At 64.3% G+C, this 23708-nt stretch carries 29 protein-coding genes, 1 tRNA gene and 1 riboswitch; of the genes, 9 read left to right on the top strand and 21 right to left on the bottom strand.

Annotated features, from left to right (window positions below):
• Positions 1-11: 11 nt before the first annotated feature.
• Positions 12-107: riboswitch (TPP riboswitch) on the bottom strand.
• Positions 108-110: 3 nt separating this feature from the next.
• The 9 genes from BJI69_RS04720 to BJI69_RS04760 all read right to left on the bottom strand — a co-directional run bounded on the left by BJI69_RS04720 (position 111) and on the right by BJI69_RS04760 (position 7170).
• On the bottom strand, positions 111-1262 hold the full coding sequence (locus tag BJI69_RS04720) for a phosphotransferase enzyme family protein (protein ID WP_046966256.1): 1152 nt from the start codon (positions 1260-1262) through the stop codon (positions 111-113).
• 675 nt (positions 1263-1937) lie between these two features.
• Positions 1938-2612 (bottom strand): hypothetical protein, encoded by a 675-nt coding sequence (locus tag BJI69_RS04725; RefSeq protein ID WP_046966842.1) that lies wholly within the window; start codon positions 2610-2612, stop codon positions 1938-1940.
• A 232-nt stretch (positions 2613-2844) separates the two neighbouring features.
• Positions 2845-3588, bottom strand: coding sequence for an HvfC/BufC N-terminal domain-containing protein (locus tag BJI69_RS04730; RefSeq protein ID WP_046966843.1), 744 nt, complete (start codon positions 3586-3588; stop codon positions 2845-2847).
• The gene (bufB, locus tag BJI69_RS04735; RefSeq protein WP_046966844.1) at positions 3585-4427 is read right to left on the bottom strand and encodes an MNIO family bufferin maturase; all 843 of its coding nucleotides are present in this window, start codon (positions 4425-4427) and stop codon (positions 3585-3587) included. Before bufB (BJI69_RS04735) ends, BJI69_RS04730 begins: the two co-directional genes overlap by 4 nt.
• A 50-nt stretch (positions 4428-4477) precedes the next feature.
• Positions 4478-4747, bottom strand: a complete 270-nt coding sequence (gene bufA2, locus BJI69_RS04740) for a BufA2 family periplasmic bufferin-type metallophore (RefSeq protein WP_046966845.1) — start codon at positions 4745-4747, stop codon at positions 4478-4480.
• A gap of 90 nt (positions 4748-4837) precedes the next feature.
• The gene (locus BJI69_RS04745) at positions 4838-5308 is read right to left on the bottom strand and encodes a DoxX family protein (RefSeq protein WP_046966846.1); all 471 of its coding nucleotides are present in this window, start codon (positions 5306-5308) and stop codon (positions 4838-4840) included.
• A gap of 10 nt (positions 5309-5318) precedes the next feature.
• The gene (locus BJI69_RS04750) at positions 5319-6050 is read right to left on the bottom strand and encodes an HvfC/BufC N-terminal domain-containing protein (RefSeq protein ID WP_046966847.1); all 732 of its coding nucleotides are present in this window, start codon (positions 6048-6050) and stop codon (positions 5319-5321) included.
• Positions 6047-6874: an MNIO family bufferin maturase gene (bufB, locus tag BJI69_RS04755; protein WP_046966848.1), complete on the bottom strand. Its 828-nt coding sequence runs from the start codon at positions 6872-6874 to the stop codon at positions 6047-6049. Before bufB (BJI69_RS04755) ends, BJI69_RS04750 begins: the two co-directional genes overlap by 4 nt.
• A gap of 14 nt (positions 6875-6888) precedes the next feature.
• A complete protein-coding gene (locus tag BJI69_RS04760) occupies positions 6889-7170 on the bottom strand; it encodes a BufA1 family periplasmic bufferin-type metallophore (protein WP_046966849.1) in 282 nt (93 codons plus the stop codon).
• Between the two features lie 223 nt (positions 7171-7393).
• Between BJI69_RS04760 and BJI69_RS04765 the strand changes: the two genes are divergently transcribed.
• The 5 genes from BJI69_RS04765 to BJI69_RS04785 all read left to right on the top strand — a co-directional run bounded on the left by BJI69_RS04765 (position 7394) and on the right by BJI69_RS04785 (position 11508).
• Positions 7394-7993 (top strand): sigma-70 family RNA polymerase sigma factor, encoded by a 600-nt coding sequence (locus BJI69_RS04765; RefSeq protein ID WP_078023453.1) that lies wholly within the window; start codon positions 7394-7396, stop codon positions 7991-7993.
• A complete protein-coding gene (locus BJI69_RS04770; protein WP_046966850.1) occupies positions 7990-8631 on the top strand; it encodes an NrsF family protein in 642 nt (213 codons plus the stop codon). Before BJI69_RS04765 ends, BJI69_RS04770 begins: the two co-directional genes overlap by 4 nt.
• Positions 8632-8687: 56 nt before the next feature.
• Entirely contained in the window at positions 8688-9299 is a 612-nt protein-coding gene (locus tag BJI69_RS04775) for a hypothetical protein (RefSeq protein WP_046966851.1), read from the top strand.
• 107 nt (positions 9300-9406) lie between these two features.
• Positions 9407-10429, top strand: coding sequence for a TlpA family protein disulfide reductase (locus tag BJI69_RS04780; RefSeq protein ID WP_046966852.1), 1023 nt, complete (start codon positions 9407-9409; stop codon positions 10427-10429).
• Positions 10430-10566: 137 nt separating this feature from the next.
• On the top strand, positions 10567-11508 hold the full coding sequence (locus BJI69_RS04785) for an MASE1 domain-containing protein (protein ID WP_046966853.1): 942 nt from the start codon (positions 10567-10569) through the stop codon (positions 11506-11508).
• A 42-nt stretch (positions 11509-11550) separates the two neighbouring features.
• Here BJI69_RS04785 and BJI69_RS04790 read toward each other — a convergent pair whose 3' ends face one another.
• Both BJI69_RS04790 and BJI69_RS04795 read right to left on the bottom strand, forming a co-directional pair.
• Positions 11551-12000, bottom strand: coding sequence for a hypothetical protein (locus BJI69_RS04790; protein WP_052767083.1), 450 nt, complete (start codon positions 11998-12000; stop codon positions 11551-11553).
• Between the two features lie 126 nt (positions 12001-12126).
• Positions 12127-12615 carry a hypothetical protein gene (locus BJI69_RS04795; RefSeq protein WP_046979695.1) on the bottom strand — a complete coding sequence of 163 codons (489 nt, stop codon included), beginning with the start codon at positions 12613-12615 and terminating at the stop codon, positions 12127-12129.
• A gap of 123 nt (positions 12616-12738) precedes the next feature.
• Here BJI69_RS04795 and BJI69_RS04800 point away from each other — a divergent pair, with 123 nt between their 5' ends.
• Positions 12739-13776, top strand: coding sequence for a dienelactone hydrolase family protein (locus BJI69_RS04800; RefSeq protein WP_211258468.1), 1038 nt, complete (start codon positions 12739-12741; stop codon positions 13774-13776).
• Between the two features lie 41 nt (positions 13777-13817).
• Here the strand turns inward: BJI69_RS04800 and BJI69_RS04805 are convergent, their stop codons facing one another.
• From BJI69_RS04805 to rplM, 7 genes are all read right to left on the bottom strand, one after another.
• Complete coding sequence (locus tag BJI69_RS04805; RefSeq protein WP_046966855.1) at positions 13818-14057, bottom strand: hypothetical protein; 240 nt, start codon at positions 14055-14057, stop codon at positions 13818-13820.
• Entirely contained in the window at positions 14044-14625 is a 582-nt protein-coding gene (locus tag BJI69_RS04810; protein WP_046966856.1) for a hypothetical protein, read from the bottom strand. Before BJI69_RS04810 ends, BJI69_RS04805 begins: the two co-directional genes overlap by 14 nt.
• Before the next feature lie 327 nt (positions 14626-14952).
• Positions 14953-15567, bottom strand: coding sequence for a hypothetical protein (locus BJI69_RS04815; RefSeq protein ID WP_125902981.1), 615 nt, complete (start codon positions 15565-15567; stop codon positions 14953-14955).
• Positions 15557-17041, bottom strand: coding sequence for a site-specific integrase (locus BJI69_RS04820; protein WP_046966858.1), 1485 nt, complete (start codon positions 17039-17041; stop codon positions 15557-15559). The genes BJI69_RS04815 and BJI69_RS04820 overlap by 11 nt, the downstream gene beginning before the upstream one ends.
• A 77-nt stretch (positions 17042-17118) precedes the next feature.
• A tRNA-Gln gene (locus BJI69_RS04825) sits at positions 17119-17192 on the bottom strand.
• Between the two features lie 58 nt (positions 17193-17250).
• Positions 17251-17643 carry a 30S ribosomal protein S9 gene (gene rpsI, locus BJI69_RS04830; RefSeq protein ID WP_036138010.1) on the bottom strand — a complete coding sequence of 131 codons (393 nt, stop codon included), beginning with the start codon at positions 17641-17643 and terminating at the stop codon, positions 17251-17253.
• Positions 17644-17652: 9 nt separating this feature from the next.
• Complete coding sequence (gene rplM / locus BJI69_RS04835; protein WP_046966859.1) at positions 17653-18081, bottom strand: 50S ribosomal protein L13; 429 nt, start codon at positions 18079-18081, stop codon at positions 17653-17655.
• Between the two features lie 321 nt (positions 18082-18402).
• Between rplM and coq7 the strand changes: the two genes are divergently transcribed.
• Positions 18403-18987, top strand: a complete 585-nt coding sequence (gene coq7, locus BJI69_RS04840; protein WP_078023454.1) for a 2-polyprenyl-3-methyl-6-methoxy-1,4-benzoquinone monooxygenase — start codon at positions 18403-18405, stop codon at positions 18985-18987.
• On the opposite strand, the gene BJI69_RS04845 is transcribed toward coq7, so the two are convergent.
• Positions 18988-19848, bottom strand: coding sequence for an aldo/keto reductase family oxidoreductase (locus tag BJI69_RS04845; RefSeq protein WP_046966861.1), 861 nt, complete (start codon positions 19846-19848; stop codon positions 18988-18990).
• Between the two features lie 132 nt (positions 19849-19980).
• Here BJI69_RS04845 and BJI69_RS04850 point away from each other — a divergent pair, with 132 nt between their 5' ends.
• Positions 19981-20865 (top strand): LysR family transcriptional regulator, encoded by an 885-nt coding sequence (locus tag BJI69_RS04850; protein WP_211258470.1) that lies wholly within the window; start codon positions 19981-19983, stop codon positions 20863-20865.
• Positions 20866-20893: 28 nt separating this feature from the next.
• Here BJI69_RS04850 and speD read toward each other — a convergent pair whose 3' ends face one another.
• Positions 20894-21679, bottom strand: coding sequence for an adenosylmethionine decarboxylase (gene speD / locus BJI69_RS04855; protein ID WP_036109987.1), 786 nt, complete (start codon positions 21677-21679; stop codon positions 20894-20896).
• 337 nt (positions 21680-22016) lie between these two features.
• Between speD and crp the strand changes: the two genes are divergently transcribed.
• On the top strand, positions 22017-22712 hold the full coding sequence (gene crp, locus BJI69_RS04860) for a cAMP-activated global transcriptional regulator CRP (protein ID WP_046966863.1): 696 nt from the start codon (positions 22017-22019) through the stop codon (positions 22710-22712).
• Positions 22713-22716: 4 nt separating this feature from the next.
• Here crp and BJI69_RS04865 read toward each other — a convergent pair whose 3' ends face one another.
• Positions 22717-23667, bottom strand: coding sequence for a bifunctional helix-turn-helix transcriptional regulator/GNAT family N-acetyltransferase (locus BJI69_RS04865; RefSeq protein ID WP_046966864.1), 951 nt, complete (start codon positions 23665-23667; stop codon positions 22717-22719).
• Positions 23668-23708: the final 41 nt, after the last annotated feature.

Below are 23708 nucleotides of genomic sequence, written 5' to 3' on the forward strand. Positions count from 1 at the left end.
GTCCGGGGACGTCCGTGGTTCTGCAAGCTCCCTACGCCGGTACTAACCGGGTCAGGTTCCAAGGGACTCTCTCAGCCTGGCAACGCCAGGCACCCCCGCTTCTAGAACCGCTATTGAACCACGATTGGCGCGCCGGCGTCGCGGATGGCGTCCAGCAAGGCCTGCCCATGCGGCCCGGCGAACCAGGCGGCGTGCCCGCGCAGGAAGGTCTGATAGGCGACGTCGGCGTGATCGCGCCGCCGCGTCACGCCCTCGAAGTATTCGATCTCCGACAGGGCGAAGTCGAGATGGACGATCGGCAAGAGGTCGGCGAGCAGGCTCAGGTCGTCGGCCGTCAGGGGACTGACCTCGTGGTAGCCCTCGAGCAGCGCGAGGGCCAGGTCGGTACGGCCGATATCGCCCTGTGCGATATCCAGCCACGCGATGGCGTTGCGTTCGATCGCGGTGGCCAGATCGAACAGCCCGAATGTCAGGGCCGACAGGCCAAAGTCGAGGACATCGGTGATACGCGCCTCGTCGCCCGCATCGCTCCAGCACAGGTTCGATACGTGCCAATCGCCGTGGGTCCAGGACCGCGGCTGCCGCGCGATCCCGCCGACGGCACGTTCATGCCACGGCGCCATGGCCTCGCCGATCTCGGTGCGCCAGTCGCGATCGCGCAGGTAGCTGCCCAGTGAAGGTCGCGACCGCAACGACGCTTCGATGGCCTCGAGCGGATCCGCCGAGGAAAGGACCTCCGCGCGTGCAACCAGGATATGCGTCGAACGCTGCGGTGCGCGGTAATCACGGGCCGCCCGATGTAGGCGCGCAAGCATCGCACCCGCGGCTCGCGCGTGGGCGACGCCACCGATCGGCGACCACGAAAACGCGTTGCGGTAGACATCGGTGCCGACGGCCGGCCGATGCACTTCGTAGACCCACGCATCGATCGCGATCGCCGACTCACCGTCGACATCGTCCAGCACCTCCGGCACGGCGATGCCGCGCTCCCGCAGGTGGCTGGCAAACCGATGCTCCTCCGCCAGCATCACTGCGGAGCGCACGCTCCGGTGGTGGCGTTTGATGAAGACCTCGCCGATGGATGTCGCCACGAGAGCCGCCGCCGATAACGGCCGCGGACTGCGCCAGCGCACCGCCACCACGCCGCCCAGGCGAGGAAAGCGCGCAAGCAACCCCTCGACCTCGGTCAGCGTCAACGGCGGCCAGTCCGGCGGCAGCTCGTCGCCGGCGAGACCGTGGGTGAGGTGAGCATCGTCGTTCATCGGCGCATTCTAACCGCTGCCTTTTGAAACGGTTCCCACCCTCGCTGGTGGGCTTGAGGCAGAGAGCCTTCGGTGTCCACCCTCGCTGCTCAGACAGGTCCTCCGCGTTCCGTATCGGAAAGGCCGCTAACGCGGCCCATGGTTCTATTTGGCCTGCGGCCGCTCCACTTGTGCGGAACTCGCCTCGAGGGTGGACACCGAAGACTCTTCCCAACGCTGAGGTTCGTGTGGGTCGAGCCGACGAAGCAACGCCGCTTTGGCTGCGAGCTCATCGCCATCGCCAAACGGTCGACCCGGGCGCCGGTCGCGATCCTCCGCCCGAGACAGCGCCACGGCGACGAAGCCGCTCACTGAGCGAGATGTACGCACCAGCACGACTGCTGTGACGGCCCGCGTTGGCGGCCACCCTCACCCCAACGGCTCGCCGTCCAGCTGACCGTATCGTCGTGAGAGACCTTGGTGTCCACCCTCGAGGCGAGTTCCGCACAAGTGGAGCGGCCGTAGGCCAGATAAGTACACGGGCCGCGTTAGCGGCCTTTCCTTTACGGAACGCGGAGGACCTGTCTGAGCAGCGAGGGTGGGCACCAAGGTCTCCTGCGCGAGACGCCCAAGCGTACGCAGCGACAGCGACGGCGAAGCCGAGCCGCCCCCGTCCCGAAAACGCGCGGAGAACGGTTAAAAAGCGAGGTTCAGGCCGAGCGTGGCCCAATGCGACACCGGCAACGCATGTTCACGCTCACGCCCGACGACGAAGTCGACGCTGTTGCCGTCATCCTTGCCGAAGTAGTAACGCACGCCAGCCTGCGTGGTCTGCGACAGGCGTGACGCCCACAGTCGCTCCGCAAGCAACGCGACTTCCTTCGTGACGGCGAACTCGAAGCCGATACCTGCCAGGCGATGCCAGGCACCCTGCTCCGCCCGCGTCATGCCGAGATTGACGTTCGCCATCAGGCGGCGCTCGTCGTCGATACCGAAATTGCTCGCGGCGTATACGTTGGAGCCGATGCGGTGGCCATTCTGCAGCGTTGTGTCGGTGGCGACGGCGAGGCCGATGCCGGCGTCGTCGCCATTGCGGATCTGCCACTTGATCGAGGGATTCTGCAGGTTGTATCCCGGATGGGACTGACCGCCGAGACCGAGACCGAATTCCACCGGACCGACACCGCAGGCGGGCACCGTCCATGCGGTGTGCGTGCCGCCACGAAATACCTGCAGCCAGCTTTCCAGCTGGCAACGACCGGGTGTCGCGGTGGAGGCATCATCGACGAGATAGCTGCCGCCGGAAGCCAGCAACGGCGAGGTGACCAGGACGAGGATCGTCCCGACAAGGAAAAGGAGCATGTTGCGCATGGTGCATACCTCCCTGCCGAACGCTGCGGCCAGGGTAGAGGGAGGCGGGTCACGGAGTGACCGGCCGGTGGCCAGACTGGCTACCGGCCGCGAAACACGAACGGAGAGCCCACTAGCGGCGTCGAAACGGGTGCCTGGGGTCGTCGTCCATCGTGGTCTCGCAGAGCTTGAAGTGTGCGGATTGTCGGTGCGTCCGCGGGACGGGTCAACCTTTTTGGTCGCCCCGGCCGGCTTATCCCTGGCGCAGGCGCAGGATCAATCCATCCGCCACCCAGGTGCGCAGCAAGGCTCCCGCTTCGGCGGCGACGGACGTCGGTCCGTGCCGTCGAACGAGCAAGGCGCAGATCTCGCCGAACGTCGCGCCGGCCAGGGCCAGATCCAGACAGGCGCATTCATGGGCGTCCATGCTGGCGAATTGGGGGGAAAGGCCTCGACGCCAGACGCGCACGCCGTTTTCGCCTTGGTCGTCGGGCCGCATGGGGGCCGGTGGCATGGTCTCGTCGGCCAGCGCTTTCCAGATCGCCACCGCATGGCTGCGCATCGAACGAAACCGCAGGGTCGGGACAAACACGAACTCGACGGCATCCCAGTCGTCGGCGGTGAGCATGGCGGGATCGATCGCCTCGGCATCGGGGCCACTGAACGCGTCGCGCAGCGCACTATCCAGCCACGCGAGCTCGCTCACATCGGGATCGTCCGGATAGTCTGCCTCGAGCATGTCGGGGAAGAGCCGACCGTAAGCGTCGAGTGTCCACGACGACGGCGCGTGGCTGTCGACGTAGCGGCCGGCGGCGGCGTCGAAGTCGTCGTCGCCCAGCCACAGACGCGTTTTCGCATAGGTATCGCGCAGCGCCGTCACCAGCTGCCCACGATAGTTGTTGGCGTAGACGCGCATGCCCCGCGCCTCGAAGTCATCCGGATGACCGCCGCCGGTCACGGCGCTCGCAAAGCGACGTTGCAACGCGTCGAGGTTCATGCGGCGCGGGATGCAACAGCGGTGGCGATGTCGCGAGCCTGCTGCAGCTCGTCGAGGAGATCGCCGAGCGGTGGAAAGTGGTCGTCGCGCTCGATCATGGTGGCGACCGGACCGAGTCGCGACGCGAATCGCGCGTACAGTTTCCAGACCGGGGCGGGCACGGGTGCATCGTGGGTGTCGATCAACATGTCGCGACCCTGGCTGTGCCCGGCCAGATGCACCTGGCGAACGCGATCCAGCGGAAGGCCTTCCAGCCAGTCATCGGGGTTCAGGCCATGATTCGTGGCGCTGACGTAGATGTTGTTGACGTCGAGCAACAGATAGCAGCCCGTGCGTTCGCACAGCGCCGCAAGGAACGACGCCTCGGTCATCATCGCATCCGCGAAGGCGAGATAGGTCGAGGGATTCTCCAGCACCAGCGCACGACCGAGCACGTCCTGCGCGATCGACACGTTCGCCGCCAGTACGTCGAGGGCTTCTTCCGTATACGGAAGCGGCAGGAGATCATGGGACTGGAAGCCGTCGATGCCTGTCCAGCTGACATGATCGGATATCCATAACGGATCGACCCGACGCGCCAGCGCACGCAGGCGGCGAAGATAACCAGCGTCGACCTCGTCGACCGAGCCGAGGTTCATCGACACGCCGTGCAGGGCGACGGGATAGCGCTCGCGAACACGGTCGATGATGTCGAGCGGACGACCGCCGTCGACCATGAAGTTCTCCGACACCACTTCGACGAAGTCCACCGGCTGTTGTGTCGCCAGGAACTCGTCGTAGTGCGGAACGCGCAGGCCCAGACCGAAACCATGGAGCGCAGGAAGCGATTTAGCAGGCATGGCGTACTCCGGGAAGGGCCCGGTCGACGATGCGACCGGGCGAGGTGTCTTTACTGTGCCGGCGGCGTGGTGCTGCCACCCTGGGCCGAGCATTCCTTCATCGAAACCGCCTTGAAGCCCTGGCCCTTGCAGTCGTTCTGGCCCTTGCAGGCGTGGTTGCCGGACTTGCAGTCCGAGGTGCCTTTACAGGTATTGATGCCGTAGCAATGCACCGTCTTGCCGGCAGCCTGGTCGGCGGCCTGTGCCGGGACGGAGATCGCCGCGGCGGAGACGGCAAAGAGGGCAGCGGCAGCGGCGATGCTATGGGTGGCGGTATGCATGGTCGTTCTCCGGGGGTTGAGGTTTGCCGAAGTGGCATGAATGGATTCGCGCCAGTGACGCCATGGGTTACACGACGGCGCGATTTATTTTCAGTGCAGGCCGATGGCACGATCGACCGACAGGCGGCCACCGCCACGGGCGATGAGGTACAGCAGGATCGCCGCCCAGGACAAATGCGTCGGCCACGCATCGGGATAGACGAAGATCTCGATGATCGTCGTCATGCCGAGCAGGACAAAGGCCGACAAGCGCGTTGCGAGACCGAGCACGAGCAACACCGGTACGAACGTCTCGAGGTAGGCGGACATGTGCGCCGCGATCTCCGGTGGCACGAGCGGTAGCTTGTACTCGGTTCGGAACAGTTCGTACGTGCCGTCGGTGATCGTGAGGAAACCCTCCACCTTGGTCCGGCCCGACTGAAAGAAGATCGCAGCGATGGAGAGTCGTGCCACCAGAGCGAGGAACGAATGACCCACGAGTGCGCCGACGCGATCCGCCAACGCGTTCCAGCGCGAGATGAGCGTGGGACGACTGGCAAGGGGCTGGGTGAGCAAGTCCATGGTGAATCCTTCAGGGTGCGAATGCGCCAACCTGTAACAGGCTGGCCAGGTTGAGATCGATAGGAGCATCGGGATGCACGGTGAGCGTCGACAACGCCGCGTCGGCCAGCGAAGCGCCGGCGCCGATGGCTTCGAGGAGACGCAAGGTCGACGCGCTCACCGGCGTCACGACCACCTCGAGATCGGCCCGGGTGACGACAGCGCACTCGGCTTGCCACACGAGGTCGTCGCTCACGGCGACGCCGGCCCGACTGGCCTGCCAGATCGTCACGGCCGGTGTGGCGGCGGCAAACAGGCGCGTCGCAGGATGCAACTGCAGCCGGCGTGCACCGAGGGCATCCGGATCCAGGCCGGTGAGGCCTTCCGTGCGAAGGAAGCCGACATCGGCAGCGACGAGACTTTCCAGCGCCAGGCGGTCAAGACGCGCGACGTCCGCCAGGTACGGCAGCCCGGCGGCCGGCGGAAAGGCCTCGATGAATTCGGCAAAGTCGTCGCCGTAGACAAACAGGCGTGCATCCCGTGGCGGGGACTGTGCGACATGGATCGCGGCGGCGGCACGAAACCAGTCGCGCCCGACCAGGCAAACCACGGCGGGGTAATTGGCTTCCAGCGCATCCAGGCAGGCACGCATCGCCGTATTGCGGTAGATCGCGAAAGCGGCCTGCCCGGCGAGCGAAAAGGAACCCGCATCGTCGTGGAGCGCCTCCGCGAAATCGTCCTGAAAGCGCGCAAGCGTGGTCATGCCGCCACCGCTTCGTTCGTCAGCAAGACATTCGCGCGCTGACGTTCGGCGAGAAGGACCGGGAATACGGGCACCTCGCCGTCGCGCTCGATGAGCGTCGGCCGCGCACCGCCACGCGACAGCACGTGACGATAGAGCAACCACACCGGATCGGCGATCGGTGCATCGTGCGAGTCGATGAGAAGCGTGGTGTCGGTCTCGTCCACGGCATGGCCGGCGAGATGGATTTCTGTCACGGCGTGCAGCGGGAACGCATCCAGATAGTCGAGCGGATCGCTGCGCAGGTTGTGCGCGCTGACGTAGACATTGTTGATATCGAGCAGCAGGCCGCAGCCACTGCGCCGAACCAGTTCGGCGAGGAAATCCGTCTCGCTCCAGTCATGCCCGTCCAGGACCAGGTAATGCGAGGGATTCTCCAGCGAGATCTGCCGTCCCAGCCGCTCCTGGGTATGCATGACGTTGCGGACGAGATGTTCGAGCGCCTCGTGGGTTCGCGGAAAAGGCAACAGATCCGGCACATATCGGCCCGCCCAAGTCGACCAGGCCAGATGCTCGGACACGAGTCCGGGCTGCACCCGGTCGATGAGGCGCCTCAGGCGCTGCAGCTGCACGGCGTCGGGCAGTGCAGCGGCAGCGAGCGAGAGCGACACCCCGTGCAGGGAAAGCGGAAAGCGATCGGCAAGGGCGTCGAGCATCGCCAGTCGCGGACCACCGTCGACCATGTAGTTTTCCGGGTGGACCTCAAGCCACAGATCCGTCGGCGCCGAGCGAACGGCATCGTCGAAATGCTGCGGCTTGAAGCCGATGCCGGCGAGGGGCGCCATGCTCACGAGACGGCTCAGCCGACCTTGGTCAACGAACCATGGCCCTTGGGCGTCTGGATCGCGGTGCAGGTACCGGCAGGTACGTTCTTCCACGCGTTCTTCTGGTAATCCGCCTTCGCCGTGCCAGCGCAGGTGGTGCCCGGGCCGGCGGCGCAGTCGTTCTGGCCGGCCTTGGCGACGCCCCAGCATTTCTCGACGGCCGCTTTCGGCGCATCCTTCTGGGCGTCGGCATGCGCGACACCGGCGACCAGAGTGGCGAGACTGAAGGCGAGCGAGGCAACGTGACGATGGTTCATGGGAACTCCTTTCGGGGGAGGGACGGACACGATGTCCGGCTTCACGAAGGAGTTCGCGCACACGGTCCTATCGGTTACACGTCACCCGTTTCTTTTTTTTCGCGACGGTGTAACCGGATGCCTCGCACGAACGAACTACTGACACATGGCCCCCACGACCTCATCGCCCGGCTCGGGCCGCCGCTCTTGCGATCGTGAGGCCGACATGGCTATATCGCTGTCCATGAGCAGCCCCGCATTCACGGCGACATCTCCCACGGATCGGGCCACTGACGGGCTGTCGGCCACCGAGATCGAGCTGCGCGAGCGTTTCGTCCGCGGACTGGCGGGCGATGCCACGCAGTACCGCCACTTTCTCGACCGTCTCGGCGCTCATTTGCGTGCCTACCTGCGCCGGCGTCTGCCGCGCGCGCAGGCAGACGTCGAAGACATCCTCCAGGAGACCCTGCTCGCCGTGCACAACGCGCGCCACACCTACCGGGACGACCAGCCACTCACCGCCTGGGTGCATGCGATCGCGCGCTACAAGTTGATGGACTTTTTCCGTGCCCACGCGCGACGCGAGGCGCTTCACGAACCCTTCGAGGATGATGGCAGCCTGTTCGTCCAGTCCGATGTGGAACCGGCCGACGCGCGCCGCGACGTCGGTCGTTTGCTCGAAGCCCTGCCGGACCGGCATCGCCTCCCCATCGTCTTCGTCAAACTGCAAGGGTTGTCGGTGGCCGAAGCCGCGCAACGTTGCGGCATCTCCGAATCCGCGGTGAAGGTAGGCGTGCATCGCGGCCTGAAGGCCCTCGCGGCCCGACTCCGAGGCAGCGCATGAAGACCGACGATTTCATCGCCATGCTGGCGAACGAGGCGCCGCCGGTGGATCGCCGGGCACCGGGCCGTCGATTCGCACTGGCCCTGCTGATCGGCTTTGCCGCGGCCACCCTGCTCATGGCCGCCGGGCTGGGGCTGCGACCGGATATAGCTACCGCGATACACCTGCCGATGTTCTGGATGCGCCTGGGCTTCGCCGCGTGCATCGGCGCCGCTGCGTTGTTGCTCACGCTGCGACTGTCGCGCCCAGGCGTTCGCATCGGCGCACGCTGGGCGGGGCTGGCGGCACCCGTCGCCGCGGGCTGGGCCGGGATGGCGGTCGTGCTCGCCCAGGCACCCGCCGGTGCCCGCCTGCCCCTGCTGCTCGGCCATACCTGGCACGTCTGCGCCATCCTGATCGCCGTGCTCTCGACGCCGACCTTCCTGGCCATGCTCTGGGCCGTGCGCGGCATGGCACCGGTACGGCCCCGCGTTACCGGTGCCGCCGTGGGGATGCTCGCTGGCGCGACAGCCACCGTGGCCTATTGCCTGCACTGCCCCGAGATGTCGCCGGCCTTCTGGTCGACCTGGTATCTGCTCGGCATGGCCATCCCCGCCGCCGTCGGCGCCTTGATCGGCCCTCGCGTTTTCCGTTGGTAGACCACCGGCCACGCCGATTCTTTACACTGCGCGCTTCGCTCACGGGTGCTTCGCGCATGCTTCGTTCGACACCGCTTCGCTTCCTGGCCCTGCTCGCCCTCGCAACAACCTCAGCAGTCGCTGCCGAGGGCGCCGGCCTCAAGGTGGTTCCCGTCGACAACGGGGTCAACACGCTCACGTTGCTGGGCGAACCGGCGATGGCCGTGCGTGCCTGGCGCGAGAACTACAACGCGCATGGCTTCGATGTCGTGAGCTTCTACGTCCGCGACAAGGCCGCGGGCGAGAAGGCGTTCTGGAACCTCGTTCCCGTGTTCGGACAAGTCGGCAAGGGCGAGTTGTCCGAACGGCTCGAGATCACCATCGGCGGCGGCGCCGATTGCGTCCTGCACGACTTCCGCCTGCTCCGCTCCGACGACGACAAACGGGTGATGCTCGTGGTGGCCCAGCGCGACATGGGCGACAGCTTTGCCGACCCTGCCGCCGTGCATTTCACCTGGTACGACCTGGCGAAGAACGACGACGAGGCGCCCGGCGAACCCTGGCTGTCCTTTCGGCAGACACGCGTCACCCAGGCCGCGAAATCGTATTGCGATGTCGAGGAGGCCTTCGACAAGGAGCTCCATCTCGGGACCGCCGGTGGCAAGGGCGGTCCGGGCGACACCGACTGACAACGGCGCCCCAGGTTCTTGGTGCATGCGTGTGAGCAAAACTTGAGTCTGGCGCGGGGCCCTGCAAGGGTGAGAATGGAACCAACCTTTCCGCCCGGCGACCGCTCATGCCCAAGTTCGCGATGTTCTTCCTCGCCACCTTCGTTGCCTGGGCGGCACATGCCCAGGATGGCCAGCAGCGGGCAGCGGTGGCGGCACGTACCCTGGTCGGCAGTCCGGCGCCCGCCGTGATCCTGCACACGATCGATGGCAAGACGATCGATCTGTCCAAGGTCATCGGCAAGAAGGCCATCTACCTCAAGTTCTGGGCCACCTGGTGCGTACCGTGCCGCGAACAGATGCCGCACCTCGAGCGCGTGTATGAGCAAGCCGGCGACGACCTCGAAGTCGTTGCGATCGACGTGGGCTATGACGACAGCGTTGCGCGGGTTCGCGAACTGCAGAAGCAGGTCGGCCTGCGCATGCCCATCGTGTTCGACGACGGCAGCCTCGGCACCGCGTTCAACGTGCAGGTGACGCCGCAGCACATCGTCATCGGGCGCGACGGGCGCATCCAGTACGTCGGTCATGCCGCGAACGCCCAACTGGATGCAGCCTTGCTCGCCGCGCGTCGCGCACCCACCGCCGGTGCCGTCGCCATGACGACATTCACCGACCTGCCGGCCCTCGCGGTCGGCGACGCGATCCCTGCCCTGCCCAGCCCCGCACTCGCCAGCGAGCTTCCCGGCAAGGCGGATGCCGCCGGGCGGCCGACGGTCCTGTTCTTCCTCTCGCCCTGGTGCGAAAGCTACCTCGCCCAGAAACGCGACGGCAGCCGCCCTGAAGTAGCGGCCCAATGCCGCTCGGCGCGCGAACAGGTCGACGCGCTTTCGCGGAGCCGCCCGGATATCCATTGGGTAGGCGTCGCGTCACGCTTGTGGACCAGCCAGCAGGACCTCGTCGACTATCGCAAGCAGACACACATCGCGATGCCGATCGTCCTGGACGAGACCGGCGAGCTGTTCCGTCGCTTCCGCGTGGTCCATGAACCCACCTTCGTCGTGACGGATGCACAGGGGCGCATCGTGAGACGGATCGACCGGATCGATGCCCAACTCGGCACGCAATTGGTCGCACCGAAAGCGCCCTGAAAGCCTTCCCGCAAGAACTTGCGTCGCCGTCTTGCTATCCGCGTGCGGAATCGGCAAATGTCGGCATAGGCCCTGTATTCGATGGCGGCGTGGTCGTTAACCCTTCAAACTAGGCGCAACGGCGCAGAGGGGCGACCATGGGCTCAATCAGCAAGGATCCGGCAGTCTGGGGACGGCATCTCGCCGTCGCCGGGGCTTATGCCGCTTGCTACGAGCTCACCCGCAATGTGTCCTTCTCGCACTGGATGCTCCCCGCCGGCCTGCGCATGGCCTGCCTGTTCCTGGTGCCGCGACGTTACTGGCTCGCCCTGGCCCTGGGCGAGACACTCCCCATCGCTGAAATGGCCGCCCTCCATGCGTCGGCCTTCGGCATGCTCTGGGCGATCATCGTCTCGTTCCCGCCCATTGCGCTGATGATGCCGGCGGTCGGCTGGATGCGTCGCCGCTTCAGCCTGTTCCGCGACGATGGCCAGATCCACATGGGCTTGATCATGGCCGCGACCCTGGTCTGCGCGGTGATCAACGCCGGAGCGAACAGCGCCGCGCTCGCCAATGTCTCCATGGGCGACGGGTCCGAAGCACCGGGGGTCACGATTCCGCTGTTCCTGGCATGGTTCCTGGGTGCCTACCTGGGTGCGCTGACGCTCACCCCGATGATCCTCGCCCTGCGTGAGCGGCTTGCCCTGCAGCCGGGCGGCGTGGTGACGCCGAAAGCGATATGGCACAGCACCCTGACGCGCGATGCCTTATTCATCGCCCTGCCTTCGCTCGCCCTGTTGATGGTTGCCGCCTCCCAGCTGGACGGCATGGCGCTGCAGGGCGTGCGGATGGCCATGGCTATTCCCGTCGTCCTGCTCACCCTGCGGCACGGCTGGCACGGCACCGCCATCGGCGGCATGCTGGCGAGCATCGCGATGGCGTCGACTTCGTTCGAACTGCGCGATCCGGCCATGATCCAGGCGCAGGTCGTCCTTGCCTTCGTCATCTCGACCTCCCTGCTATTCGGGGTCAGGGTCGCCCGCCGCCTCGCGGCGAGCCACCCGCTGGTCGTCCACGCCAGCTCACAGCATCACGGTTGAGCCGTAGAGAGCGCTGGGCCCGTGCCCGGCGCCCGTTATCGCTCAGGGGCCGTGGGAGCTGCATTCCGCCGGGTTCTTGCAATCGCCCGGCGCCAGCATGAGCTGCATCGTGCCATTGGGCTGCGGTGCCACGAACACCTGGACCGAGTTGTCGGTATAGACCGTCTCGCCGGTGGTGACGGCAGGTGCCGGAAGGGGTTCGTCCGGCGTCGCAAGCCGGCTCGCATCCGAACCGATCGGTAGGCCCACCGCCTTGTAGGCAGTGACCGCGAATGCACCACGCACGGCGCCGCTGGCGTCGTTGACCTGGATGTAGCGTGTGCCGCCGCGGGTGAACACGTAGACGTGATAGTTCGCGCTCGAACTCACGTCACCGACGGCGCTGGTCGATGGTTGTCCCAGGCTGGAGAGGGCACTCTGTGCATGGACGGCGGTCACGCCCAACGGCAGCACGAGGAGGGAGGAAAGCAGAAAGCGTGTCGTAGTACGCATATCGAAGTCCCATGAGAGGTTGACGGCCCGAGCGGGAATCGCGTAGGACCGACGCCACTTTCTCTCATAGGCGGCGGCACTGCGACCGCCATGCCGAATCCGCTCATTCCTGCGGATGTCGGGGCATCAAACAAAATGGCTGGCGAAGTAGAGGTCCATGACCATCCAGGCGCCAAGAACAATCGCCCAGGTCACCATCAGGCTCCACCCCCTGTCGAGGATCACCCTGCGGACCGCGCCGACGAGCAGGATCAGGTTGATGATCGTGCACGCCGCCTCGAAGGGAAACGCGGTCAGGCCCCAGCTTATGGCGCCCGGCCCGTCATTGGCATACAGCACATCGCCAGGCATGCCGGCCCAGAGCTTCGAGATGAAGTGGAGATAGAAGCCAAGACCGACGGTATTGGCGAGCAGGCAGAACCAGGCTGCTTTCGACATCCTCATCGCGTTGCTCCCCGGGCATTCCCGCATCATGGCGGTGAGAGAGGGCAAGCTTGGGAAAGCGATGTGGCACGTATCGGGCGCGTGGCTGCGGACGTGCAACGGCGTCGTGTCCGATAACGCACGAAACATGTCGAATCCGACACTGAGCGAGCGCGCCTCCTTTCGATCCAATGGCGTCTCCTCCTATCGGACCGAGGCAAGACGATGCACACGAGACAGCTCGATATTTACGACGCCCTCGAGGACTTCGAGCCACGCAAGCTCGCATTCGACGACGTAACGAAGATGGTCCACGTGTCCGGCAAGGGCCCTGCCGTGATCGTGATTCCCGAGGTGCCCGGCATCAGTCCCCATGTGGCGCGATTCGCCCGCTGGGTGCGGGAAGCCGGATTCACCGTCTACATGCCCTCTCTCTACGGTCGCGACGGTGAGCCGGTGGATCTCGAGATCGGACAGGCCATCTTCAAGCGCGTGTGCATCAGTGCGGAATTCCGCGCCTTTGGCGCTGGCGGATCGGCACCGGTCACCCAATGGCTCCGTGCACTCGCACGGTTTGCGCATGAGGAAAGCGGCGGCCCCGGCGTTGGCGCAATCGGCATGTGCTTCTCAGGTAACTTCGCCCTGAGCATGATGCTGGAACCGTCCATGCTCGCGCCCGTGCTCGCCCAACCCGCCCTGCCCCTGGACGACGATGCGGGACTGCAGATCTCGCCGGAGGAATTGACGATGGTCAGGCAGCGCCTGGACAAGGAGGACCTTACGGTCATGGCCTATCGGTTCGAGGGCGACCGCTTCTGCAAGTCGCAGCGCTTCGCCGCCTATCAGCAAGCGCTCGGCGATCGTTTTGTCGGTCGCGCTCTTCCCGACAGCGCTGCCAACCCCGACATGCCGGAGTTCTTCGAGAAGGTGGTGCAAACGCCGCACAATGTCGTGACGATCCACCTCATCGATGAAGAGGGTCAACCGACGCGCAAGGCCCGCGACGAGATCCTCGAGTTCTTCGCCCGTCGCCTTGCGCCGGCTGCCGTGAACATCAACGACGACCCCCAAAGTGAAGACGACCGAGAATCGGCCATCATCCTGTATAGCGAGCTGATCGCGGAGGCCCAGGCGCTCGGTGCGGCCCTGCTGGAGCACGATGCGGACGAGGCAAGGTTCCGGGCGGCGCTCATTGGCGGACTGGCCCGATCGAGGGACCTGTCGGGCGTCGCCAGCCTAGCGGACGATTTGGAGAGGCGTTTAACCCTGAGGAGGGATCGACCTGCTATCGGGGTCGGGGCGTCCTACGAACGACTCAGCCGGGCACTCGATCAGCTGCTGGACGATGCCTAGATGTCGCTGAATCGCGCCACCCCGTTACTCCGCGACCGAGTCTAATCGCTCGATCCCAGAAGCCTGCCAAAGGTATAAGCGGGTTCTTTTCGGAGCCGCTCGATCGCCCGCAGTTCGTCCATGGCGGCCTTCATCATCTGGTGGCCAGTCTCTCCTTTGACATGAACCTCTAGGGTGCCATCGGCGCGCATGGCGATCGAGGCGGACCACACGATCGGAGACGGCGCCTCTCCAGCTTCCGCATCAGCGACCTGCGGAGCAATCAACTTAGTCTTTGCCATCACCACCCTCCTCTGATGCCGGCGCGCCGCCTAGGGGAATACGGAGCATTCGCGCATCCGATGCGATGAGGTCATAGCGCTCAACGAACGCGTGAATCTTCGCCCGGTCCTCATCGTAGGTTTCGAGCCACCGACCGCACGCGTGTCCGAACTCGATGATCAGCGCCTGTAGGTCGTAGTAGCCCGTTTTCCCATGATCGAGATTGACGCCTTCAGTCAGCTGCCCAACGTAGGCGACCAGCGGTCGAATCTCCCCTGACGCAACTTTCCGCGAGCGAAGGTTGCTCATGTGGAGCAAACCGTTCCGATGCTCCCACAACTCCTCGGCGGTGATGCCGATCGGTTCGAGCTGCGCGTAGCGCTTCAACCACTTAATGAAGGTCGCGTCCTTGTCGCCAAACTCCACGAAGCCGATGGAGTCAATCGCGACCATCAACAGCTTCGAAGCGGATACAAAGTATCCGGCCTGAAAAAGGATACGGACCGGCTGGAAGAAATCGTCGTTTAGCAGCCGAGAGAAATCGAACCCGTCGTCGGTGAAGTAGGTTCCAACATAGTCAACTGGCATCGCGATTCCTCGTTATCGTCTGGCGACGGAGGCTGAAATCGGTGCGCCGGCGTTCAATGGAGACAAAGTATCCGTCCCGTGTTTTCCGGCTTGACGGATTTTTTGGCCGTCCTAAGGTTTACCACCTGCCTCTGGCCACTTTGACCCCATGAACACTGAATCGTCCCCGTTCCACTCGCGTGTCGCATCATCAAACCATCAAGTTGACACCGAGGTCAGTTCCGAAGCCATTCGCTCCGAAAAGGAAGCTTTGCAACGCATTTTTTGGGGCGCCGTTTCGCCGTCCATCTGCCTCGTTTGCGGTATGCACATCTGGTTCGTCCTGCGTTAAAACGCCCCGAATGCAGCCGATATACCGACAAGCGCGATTAAGCCCATAAGGCTGAATCCCGACCATATCAACCGACCCGGCCACTGCCAGGTTGGCTCGTTCCATGGCTGCCTACGCAGTAGAAAAAACAATAGGACCGGAATGAAGCAGGAACCAGCCAGCCGGAGTGAGTTTTGCGTGAAGGCGTTCCTCGCTGCATATACGGAAAGCGCCGCTATAGCCGCGCTCGCCAAGGTGATAACCCAGAACGTAAGTGACCTCCAGAGCTCTGATTTCGGCCTATCAAACGCATAGCTGAAGGGACCAACAGCACCCCCGATAGCGCCAACAACAGCTCCTAACAAGGCGCCTTCGTTAACGTCATCAAGGCTTGGGATGCTCACGGCCGCAGCGATCGCAATAAGTGTCACCAATGCTCCGGACGTAAAGGCCACAGATCTCGGACTGATGGCCTCATCGAAATCGTTGTGAAGAATTTTCTTCGCTAGGCTTTTGCTTCGCTTCCATTCTAAATAGAGGCTCAGGCCGTAACCGGAAATCAAAAATAAGACGGCCAGAGCAACTGCTATCCATAGGCCAATCTCGATCAATCTAAAATCTTTAAAATTCACGCGGTTTTTGTCCTCGAAGCATAGGGGCAAGATCCGTCAGGCGTAGCCACGACGCCCATGGAAGTCCAGGGAAAAAAGCGGAAAGTTCGCCCGGCGTCCACGTGCGCATATAGGAGCCCTGATGCGTATCGGCGACGGGATCACCGGCTTCATGACCCACAAGGGCGCGCCGCCGTTCTGCCGGCAGTGATGACCCTTGGAGCGTTTGAATGACCGTCTTCCTCAGACTGTGGATGCCAATGATCCCGTGCGCCCGCCTCGGTTTGATACCAAGGCCGGCGAGGTAATAGTTGAAACCCTTGCTGATCGAGTTTCCCTTACCCGCTGCGCTGTCGATGCGCATTCTCGGAAACAGGCGCTCGTGGCCTTCGGCTCGCAGACGCTCCACACGATCAAGCAGTCCGAGTTCGATGAGATCGGGATGGATGGGCACCAGGCGCTCGCCTCCAAACCCTGTTTTAATGCTCTGGCCGTCACTGTCCGCACAAATCTTCAGGCACGGGACACCACCTTCGACAACGAAATCTCGTAGAAAAATCTGCGCCAACTCGCCGACGCGGCCGCCCGTGTAAAGGCCCAACAATGCGCCCCAACTGACGTGCTCTTTCACCTTCTTCAGGTTGGCCGGGTCAAAGATCCGCTTGAGGGTTTCGACCTCGAACGGCTCCCACTCGTGTCCTTGGGCACGCCGCTTTGCCTTCTCGGATTTCTTAACCACGACCAGCCCTTTGATGGGGTTGCTGGTCACGATCTCTTTGCGGAGAAGCGATTCGAAAAGTTGGGCCACGTGGCTGACGCAGTTGGCTACGTAGACGTTGCTCTTGCCCGAACGAAGGAGGCCGTCGCTCCAGGTGCTCGCTTTTTGTCGGGTGATCAGGGCGACAAAAGCGAACGGTCCGATCGCCTTACAGAAGTCATCGAGGGCACGTTTCCTCTGTGACCAGGTGTTCGGCCGCATCGCCAGAGCCTCGACCTCTGAATAACCTTTGATGGCATCGCCAAGGTTCAGCCGGCTCCCAGAAGCGGCCGGGGCCACGGGATACCGCGGGCTCATCGTGACGGGAGGTTGTGCCTCAAGAATCGCCTTGAGTGCTTCCATGCCCTGGCGGTGATCGCGATCGGAGCCGTCGGTTCGGAGCCGGTGCCCATCGGGCGTTTCGACCTCCCACTTGCGGACCGTTCCACCGTCGAGGTTCTTCTCGATCTGCCCCATCATCCGGGCCACCGCGTCATCGTCCCACTGCTTGCTCATCCCTGCCTCCAGCTCATCCCGTGCCGTAGCCAGCATTTGAGCACAGCGGACGCCCAGGGCATACGCCCACATTCTCGCCAGCGCCGGGTCTTTCGTTCCAAGGGATCGCTTGACGACGCCCAGGCCGAGGATCGGCCTAAGGGCCTTCGGCACGATTAGGCGGAAGTGCCACATCCCCGATTGGGGGTGGCGTAGCAGATGGTGGGCCAGTCGCATACGCATGTGTTGACCAACCAAGTTGACCAAGCACCATGACCCTGAAACGAAAAAAGCCCCGCTTTCGCGGGGCCTGTTTCGTTTGGCTGGGAGACTAGGATTCGAACCTAGATAGACAGCGTCAGAGGCTGTTGTCCTACCGTTAGACGATCTCCCAATAAACCGGGGCTCGACGCGCTCTGACCTTGGAGCGTCGAACTTTGAAGCGCTGGTGCTTAGCGCTTCGAGAACTGCGTTGCGCGGCGGGCCTTATGCAGACCAACCTTCTTACGCTCGACTTCGCGAGCGTCGCGGGTCATGAAACCTGCCTTACGCAGCGGCGACTTCAGCGCTTCGTCGTATTCGACGAGGGCGCGGGAGATACCGAGGCGAATGGCGCCGGCCTGACCCGTGATGCCGCCACCGGCGACGGTGACCATGATATCAAACTTGTCGACGTTTTCGGTCAGTTCGAGCGGCTGGCGCACGATCATGCGCGAGGTCTCGCGACCGAAGAACTGGTCGAGCGGCTTGCCGTTGACGACGATGCCACCGGTGCCCTTGCGGAGGAACACGCGGGCGGCGGAGGTCTTGCGGCGGCCGGTACCGTAATTCTGCTGGGTAGCCATGTAAGTTCCTTAGATTTCCAACGCCTGGGGCATCTGCGCGGTGTGCGGGTGCTCGGCACCGCCGTACACCTTGAGCTTGCGGTACATGGCACGACCCAGCGGGTTCTTCGGCAGCATGCCCTTGACGGCGATCTCGATCACGCGCTCCGGGTGGGTAGCCAGCAGATCCTTGAGACTCGTGGTCTTCAGGTTGCCGACGTAGCCGGTGAAGCGGTGGTACATCTTGTCGTCCAGCTTGGCACCGGTCACGGCCACCTTCTCGGCGTTGATCACGACGATGTAGTCGCCGGTATCGACGTGGGGCGTGAACTCGGGCTTGTGCTTGCCGCGGAGGCGACGCGCGACCTCGGTCGAAAGACGACCCAGGGTCTTGTTCGTGGCATCAACCACGAACCAATCGCGCTTGACGCTTTCCGGCTTGGCGGTGAACGTTTTCATTTCAAATACCTGGTTTGCCGCCGTTGAGACGGAACACGGAATCGGTGAAAGCAAAGGCGCGAGAGAATAGCGGACTTTTCCCTCATCGCGCAAGCCCACCGTGCAGGTGAGCTTCGGGCCGACAATCATAATGGATCAGGGGGCCCGTTCACAAGCGGTCCCGGTTCCGGAGCGGCTGCCGCGACAAGCGGCCGCAGCGTCTTCATCTGGATTCGGGAGTTGCCCATTATAACCTCTGCTGTATTCGTACGTAAGGAGTCTTCCGTGACCATTCGCACCCTGAGCCCCTTCGACCGCCTCCTGAGCGGCCTGGAGCGCGCCATGGAAGCCGTGGCAGGCTCGCCCGAGCCCGCCCGCCGTTCACCCGGCGACGCCGTTCCCGATGCGCCGCTGGACGACGCCGAGCGGCGTCACGCGGCGGGATTGATGCGGATCAACCATGTCGGCGAGGTCTGCGCGCAGGCCCTTTACGTCGGTCAGGCCGCTCTCGCCCGTACCGCGGAAACCCGGGAACACCTGATGCACGCCGCCCAGGAAGAAACCGATCACCTGGCCTGGTGCGCCGAACGCCTCAAGCAGCTCGACAGCCGCCCCAGCCTGCTCAATCCACTGTGGTACGCCGGCAGCTATGCCATCGGCGTCGCAGCGGCAGCCGTGGGTGACCCGATCAGCCTGGGATTCGTCGTCGAGACCGAACGCCAGGTGGAAGCCCACCTGGCCGAACACCTCGAGCGACTGCCTGCGCAGGACGATCGCAGCCGCGCCATCCTCCGCCAGATGCAGGCGGACGAGATCCGCCACGCCGATGCGGCACAGGCACGTGGCGGCATCGACCTGCCATGGCCCCTGCCCGGCCTCATGCATGCCGCATCGACCGTCATGAAAGCGGTGGCTTACCGCATCTAGTCAGATGCCATCCAGTTCGGCGATCACATCGGCGGACAGCGCCAGCGAGGCCGCTGCCAGATTCTCCCGAAGATGGGCGACGGACGACGTGCCCGGAATGAGCAGGATGTTCGGTGAACGATGCAGCAGCCACGCCAGCGCGACCTGCATCGGCGTGGCCTCGAGACGCTTTGCCACCTCCGACAGCGTCGAAGACTGCAGCGGCGTGAAACCACCCAGGGGGAAGAACGGCACGTACGCCGTACCCTCGCGAGCCAGCTCGTCGATGAGGGCGTCGTCCTCGCGATGGGCGAGGTTGTACTGATTCTGCACGCCGACGATCGCGGTGATTTTCCGGCCTTCGGCAATCTGCGTCGCCGTCACGTTGCTCAAGCCGATGTGGCGGATCAACCCCTTCTGTTGCAGCTCGGCCAGGGCCGACAGCGGCGCTTCGATCGAGCCTTCCGCAGGGCCATGCACATCGAACATGGCGCGAAGGTTCACCACGTCCAGCACGTCCTTGCCCAGGTTGCGCAGGTTGTCGTGCACGGCCCGGGTGAGCTCGTCGGCTGAAAACGCCGGATGCCATTCGCCCTTCGATCCGCGCACGGCGCCGACCTTGGTGACGATGACGAGGTCGTCGCGGTAAGGATGCAGCGCTTCGCGAATCAGTTGGTTGGTAATGTGCGGACCGTAGAAGTCGCTGGTGTCGATGTGATCGACACCGCTCTCCACGACCTCGCGCAGGACGGCCAGCGCCGCGCCGCGATCGGCGGGCGGGCCGAAGACACCTTTGCCGGCGAGCTGCATGGCGCCGTAGCCAAGCCGCTTTACCGTGCGATCGCCGAGGGTGAACGTGCCGGCTGCGTTGATCTGGGACATGGTGGGTCTCCGTAGGTAGACCTGCATCCTAGGCGCTGGGGGTCCGCTCGATAACCGTGCACAATCGGCACAAGTCGTGCGCCTTCCCGCACAATCTAACCCTTGAGGACTCCCATGGTCGACCTTGCAGACCTGAGCGCCTTCGTCGCCGTGGCGCGAGCCCGTGGCTTCCGCGAGGCCGCACGCCTCAGCGGCGGCAGCGCCTCGGCGCTGAGCGAAGCGGTACGCCGGCTCGAAACCCAGCTCGGGGTAAGGCTGCTCAACCGCACCACGCGAAGCGTCGCGCCGACCGAGGTCGGGGAAGGTCTGCTCCTTCGACTCGGCCCCGCGTTGAACGAGGTCGATGCCGCCATCGATGTGGTCAACGGGTTTCGTGACAGGCCGGCGGGCACGTTGCGCCTCAACGTGCCGGTCAGTGCCGCCCGGCTCGTCCTGCCGGCCATCGTCCCGCCCTTCCTGGCTGCCTACCCGGACATCCGCCTCGATGTCACCACGGAAGAGAGCTTCGTCGATGTCCTGGCCGCCGGATGCGATGCCGGCATCCGCTACGACGAACGACTGGAACAGGACATGATCGCCGTGCCGATCGGGCCGCGCGTCCAGCGCTTTGCCGCGGCGGCCTCACCGGCCTACCTTGCACGTCATGGGCACCCCGGCCACCCTCGCGACCTGCTCGAGCACGCCTGCCTGCGCGGCCGCTTCCCGAGCGGCAACATGCCTGCCTGGGAGTTCGAGCGGGAGGGCGAGGAAGTCGTCGTCGACCCAACCGGCCCGATGATCGTACGCATCGGCGGCGGCACCGACCTGCTGATGGACGTCGCCCTGGCCGGCACGGGCATCGTCTACCTGTTCGAGGACTGGATCCGCCCATACTTCGACCGCGGTGTTCTCGAGCCCGTGCTCGAACCGTGGTGGCCGAGCTTCCCCGGTCCCTTCCTCTACTACCCGGGTCGCCGACTCGTGCCCGCGCCACTTCGCGCCTTCATCGACTTCATCAAGGCGAACGCGCAGGCATAAAAAAACCCCGCTTTCGCGGGGTTCTTCGTCACATCAGGTTGCGACCGTGGAAGAGCTCCTCGATCTCCCGGCGGAGCAGCGACTCGATGCGCTGGCGCTCCTTGAACGAGAGATCGTCGGCCTGGGCCTCGAACAGGTACGTATCGAGGTCGAAGTCCTTGATGTGCATCTTCGTGTGGAAGATGTTTTCCTGGTAGACGTTCACGTCGAACATCTCGTACTTCTGACGGATGTGCTTGGCGAGGTAGTCCTGCACCGAATTGATCTTGTGATCGATGAAGTGCTTCTTGCCCTTCACGTCGCGCGTGAAGCCACGCACGCGGTAATCGGCGATGACGATGTCCGACTCGAAGCTGTCGATCAGGTAGTTCAGGGCCTTCAGCGGCGAAATGACACCGCAGGTGGCCACGTCGATGTCGGCACGGAAGGTGGCGATACCGTTATGCGGATGCGTTTCCGGGTAGGTATGGACGGTGATGTGGCTCTTGTCCATGTGCGCCACGACGGCGCCCGAAATCGTGTCACGGCCCAGCTTCTCGACCACCGGCTCCTCGGAAATGAGGATGGTGACGGAGGCGCCCTGCGGATCGTAATCCTGGCGCGCGATGTTCAGGATGTTCGCGCCGATGATCTCGGCCACGTCCGTCAGGATCTGGGTCAGGCGGTCGGCGTCGTACTGCTCATCGATGTATTCGATGTAGTTCTGGCGCTGCTGCTCCGAGACGGCATAGCAGATGTCGTAGATGTTGAAGCTCAGCGCCTTGGTGAGGTTGTTGAAACCTTGCAGGCGAAGGCGGGGAAGCGGTTTGACCACAGCGACTCTCCGAGGCCGGGGAAGAACGGCCAGCAGTAGACGCGGGTTAGCAGCTAGGGTCCCCGCAAAGAGATAAGGAGAACAGGCAAACCCGGAGTCTGCCTTCCCCTTGTGTACGGCGTAAGACAGGGGGTCTGGCGCCGAGGGGGTGAAATTATGAGGCAAGATGGCGAAAATTTGAACACACCGGTCACCTTTCACGTGGAAGTGTGGATTTTGACGACCGGATGTCTGCAATAATCCGCCCGAGACATGGCGAGTCAACGACACCTGACGGAATTCCGTCGGCCAGTCGTTGAAGGGGACGCTATGCCAGTAAGACTCAACGGAATCTGCTGTGGCTCAACTTAAATATCTGTTGCAACAGGCATTCGAACGCTCCCAGGCACCGTTGGGCTTCGCGCCCGACCCCGCGTCGATGGGCCGTTTCCTGGACGCCTGCCACCGCCGCCGCTACCCGGGGAAAACGGCGATCATCCGACCGGGTGATCCAGCCAATACGCTCTATTACGTGGTCGAGGGCTCGCTCGCCGTCTGCACCGAGGACGAAGAGGGCCGCGAACTGATCCTGGCCTACATCAACCGGGGCCAGTTCATCGGCGAGATGGGCCTGTTCGTCGAGCAGGCGCAACGCGAATCGCTCGTGCGGACGCGGACGCCGGTCGAAATGGCCGAGATCAGCTACGAACGCCTGTTCCAGTTGCTCGAGGGGCCGCTGTCCGCCGAATGCCCCAAGCTGCTCTTTGCGATCGGCTCCCAGCTGACCCAGCGCCTGCTGCGGACCTCCCGACAGGTCAGCCGCATGGCCTTCATGGATGTGACCAACCGTGTCTCGCGCACCCTTCTGGACCTGTGCCAGGAGCCGGACGCGATGACCCACCCGGACGGCACGCAGATCCGTATATCCCGGCAGGAAGTCAGCCGGATCGTCGGCTGCTCCCGGGAGATGGTCGGCCGCGTGCTCAAGCAGCTCGAGGAAGAGCGAATGATCGACGTGGCCGGCAAGACCATCGTGGTGCGCGGTACCCGCTAAGCCCTCAGGGGCCCTGGTAGATCATGTAGACATCCGCCCGCGCGTAATGCGAGCCCGGGCGGATGGTCGGCTGGCGCACGAAGCCGGCCCGTTCGTACATGCCCATCGCCCGGGCCAGCTTGCTGTTCGACTCGAGGAACAGCTGAGAGCCGCCGCGATTCCGGAATTCGGCGATCGCTGCGTCGAGCAACTTGCGGCCCGCGCCCAGCCCGCGGTAGTTCTCGTCCACGCCCATCTTGGACAACTCGTAGACGCCCTCCCCCTCACTGAGCAGGGCACAGGTCCCGACCACTTCGCCGGCATACAGCGCGAAGAAGATCGCGCCGCCGCGGGCAATGATCAGACCCTCCGGATCGGCGAACAGCGCCCGATCCAGGTCCTCGACGTGGAAATACCGCTCGAGCCAGGCCTGGTTGAGCCGACGGAAGTGCTCGCGAAGCGCCGTATCGAACGGCACCACCTCGACCTGCTCGCGCGACAGCGCGGACCGCTGCGCGAGGATGGCGTCGACCAGGGGACGTTCGCCCAGCGCCTGCTCACAACCATCGATGGCATCCAGGAGGGCGAGACCACGCGGCCCCATCGACTCCGCCATACCTCGCCGGATCGCCAGCCAGACCGGTCCGAGCGCTCCCAGCGCACGCTCGCCCGCATCGGTCAGCGCAAGCACGCTGCGGCGGCCGTCCTGCGGGTCGCGCTGGCGCACCACCATGCCCGCCTCGACCAGCCGGTCGGCAAGCTGGCTCACGGCGGAGTGAGTCTGCCCGATGGCGGTCGCCATGTCGGTAACCGTGGTCGGGCCGACGTCACGAAGAAAGCGCAGTACGGGAAACCAGCGCGACTCGATGTCCGCCCCGCACGCCCGGTAGACCTCGTCGACGGCCTGGTAGAAGTGGTCGCTCAGCGCCTTGAGGCGACTGCCGAGAGCAAGCTCACGCAGGGAAGACAGGTACATCGCTAATCCGGGGACGGGGACGGATAGCGAGGCTAGCGGCG

The organism is Luteibacter rhizovicinus DSM 16549 (assembly GCF_001887595.1).
Lineage (GTDB): Bacteria > Pseudomonadota > Gammaproteobacteria > Xanthomonadales > Rhodanobacteraceae > Luteibacter > Luteibacter rhizovicinus.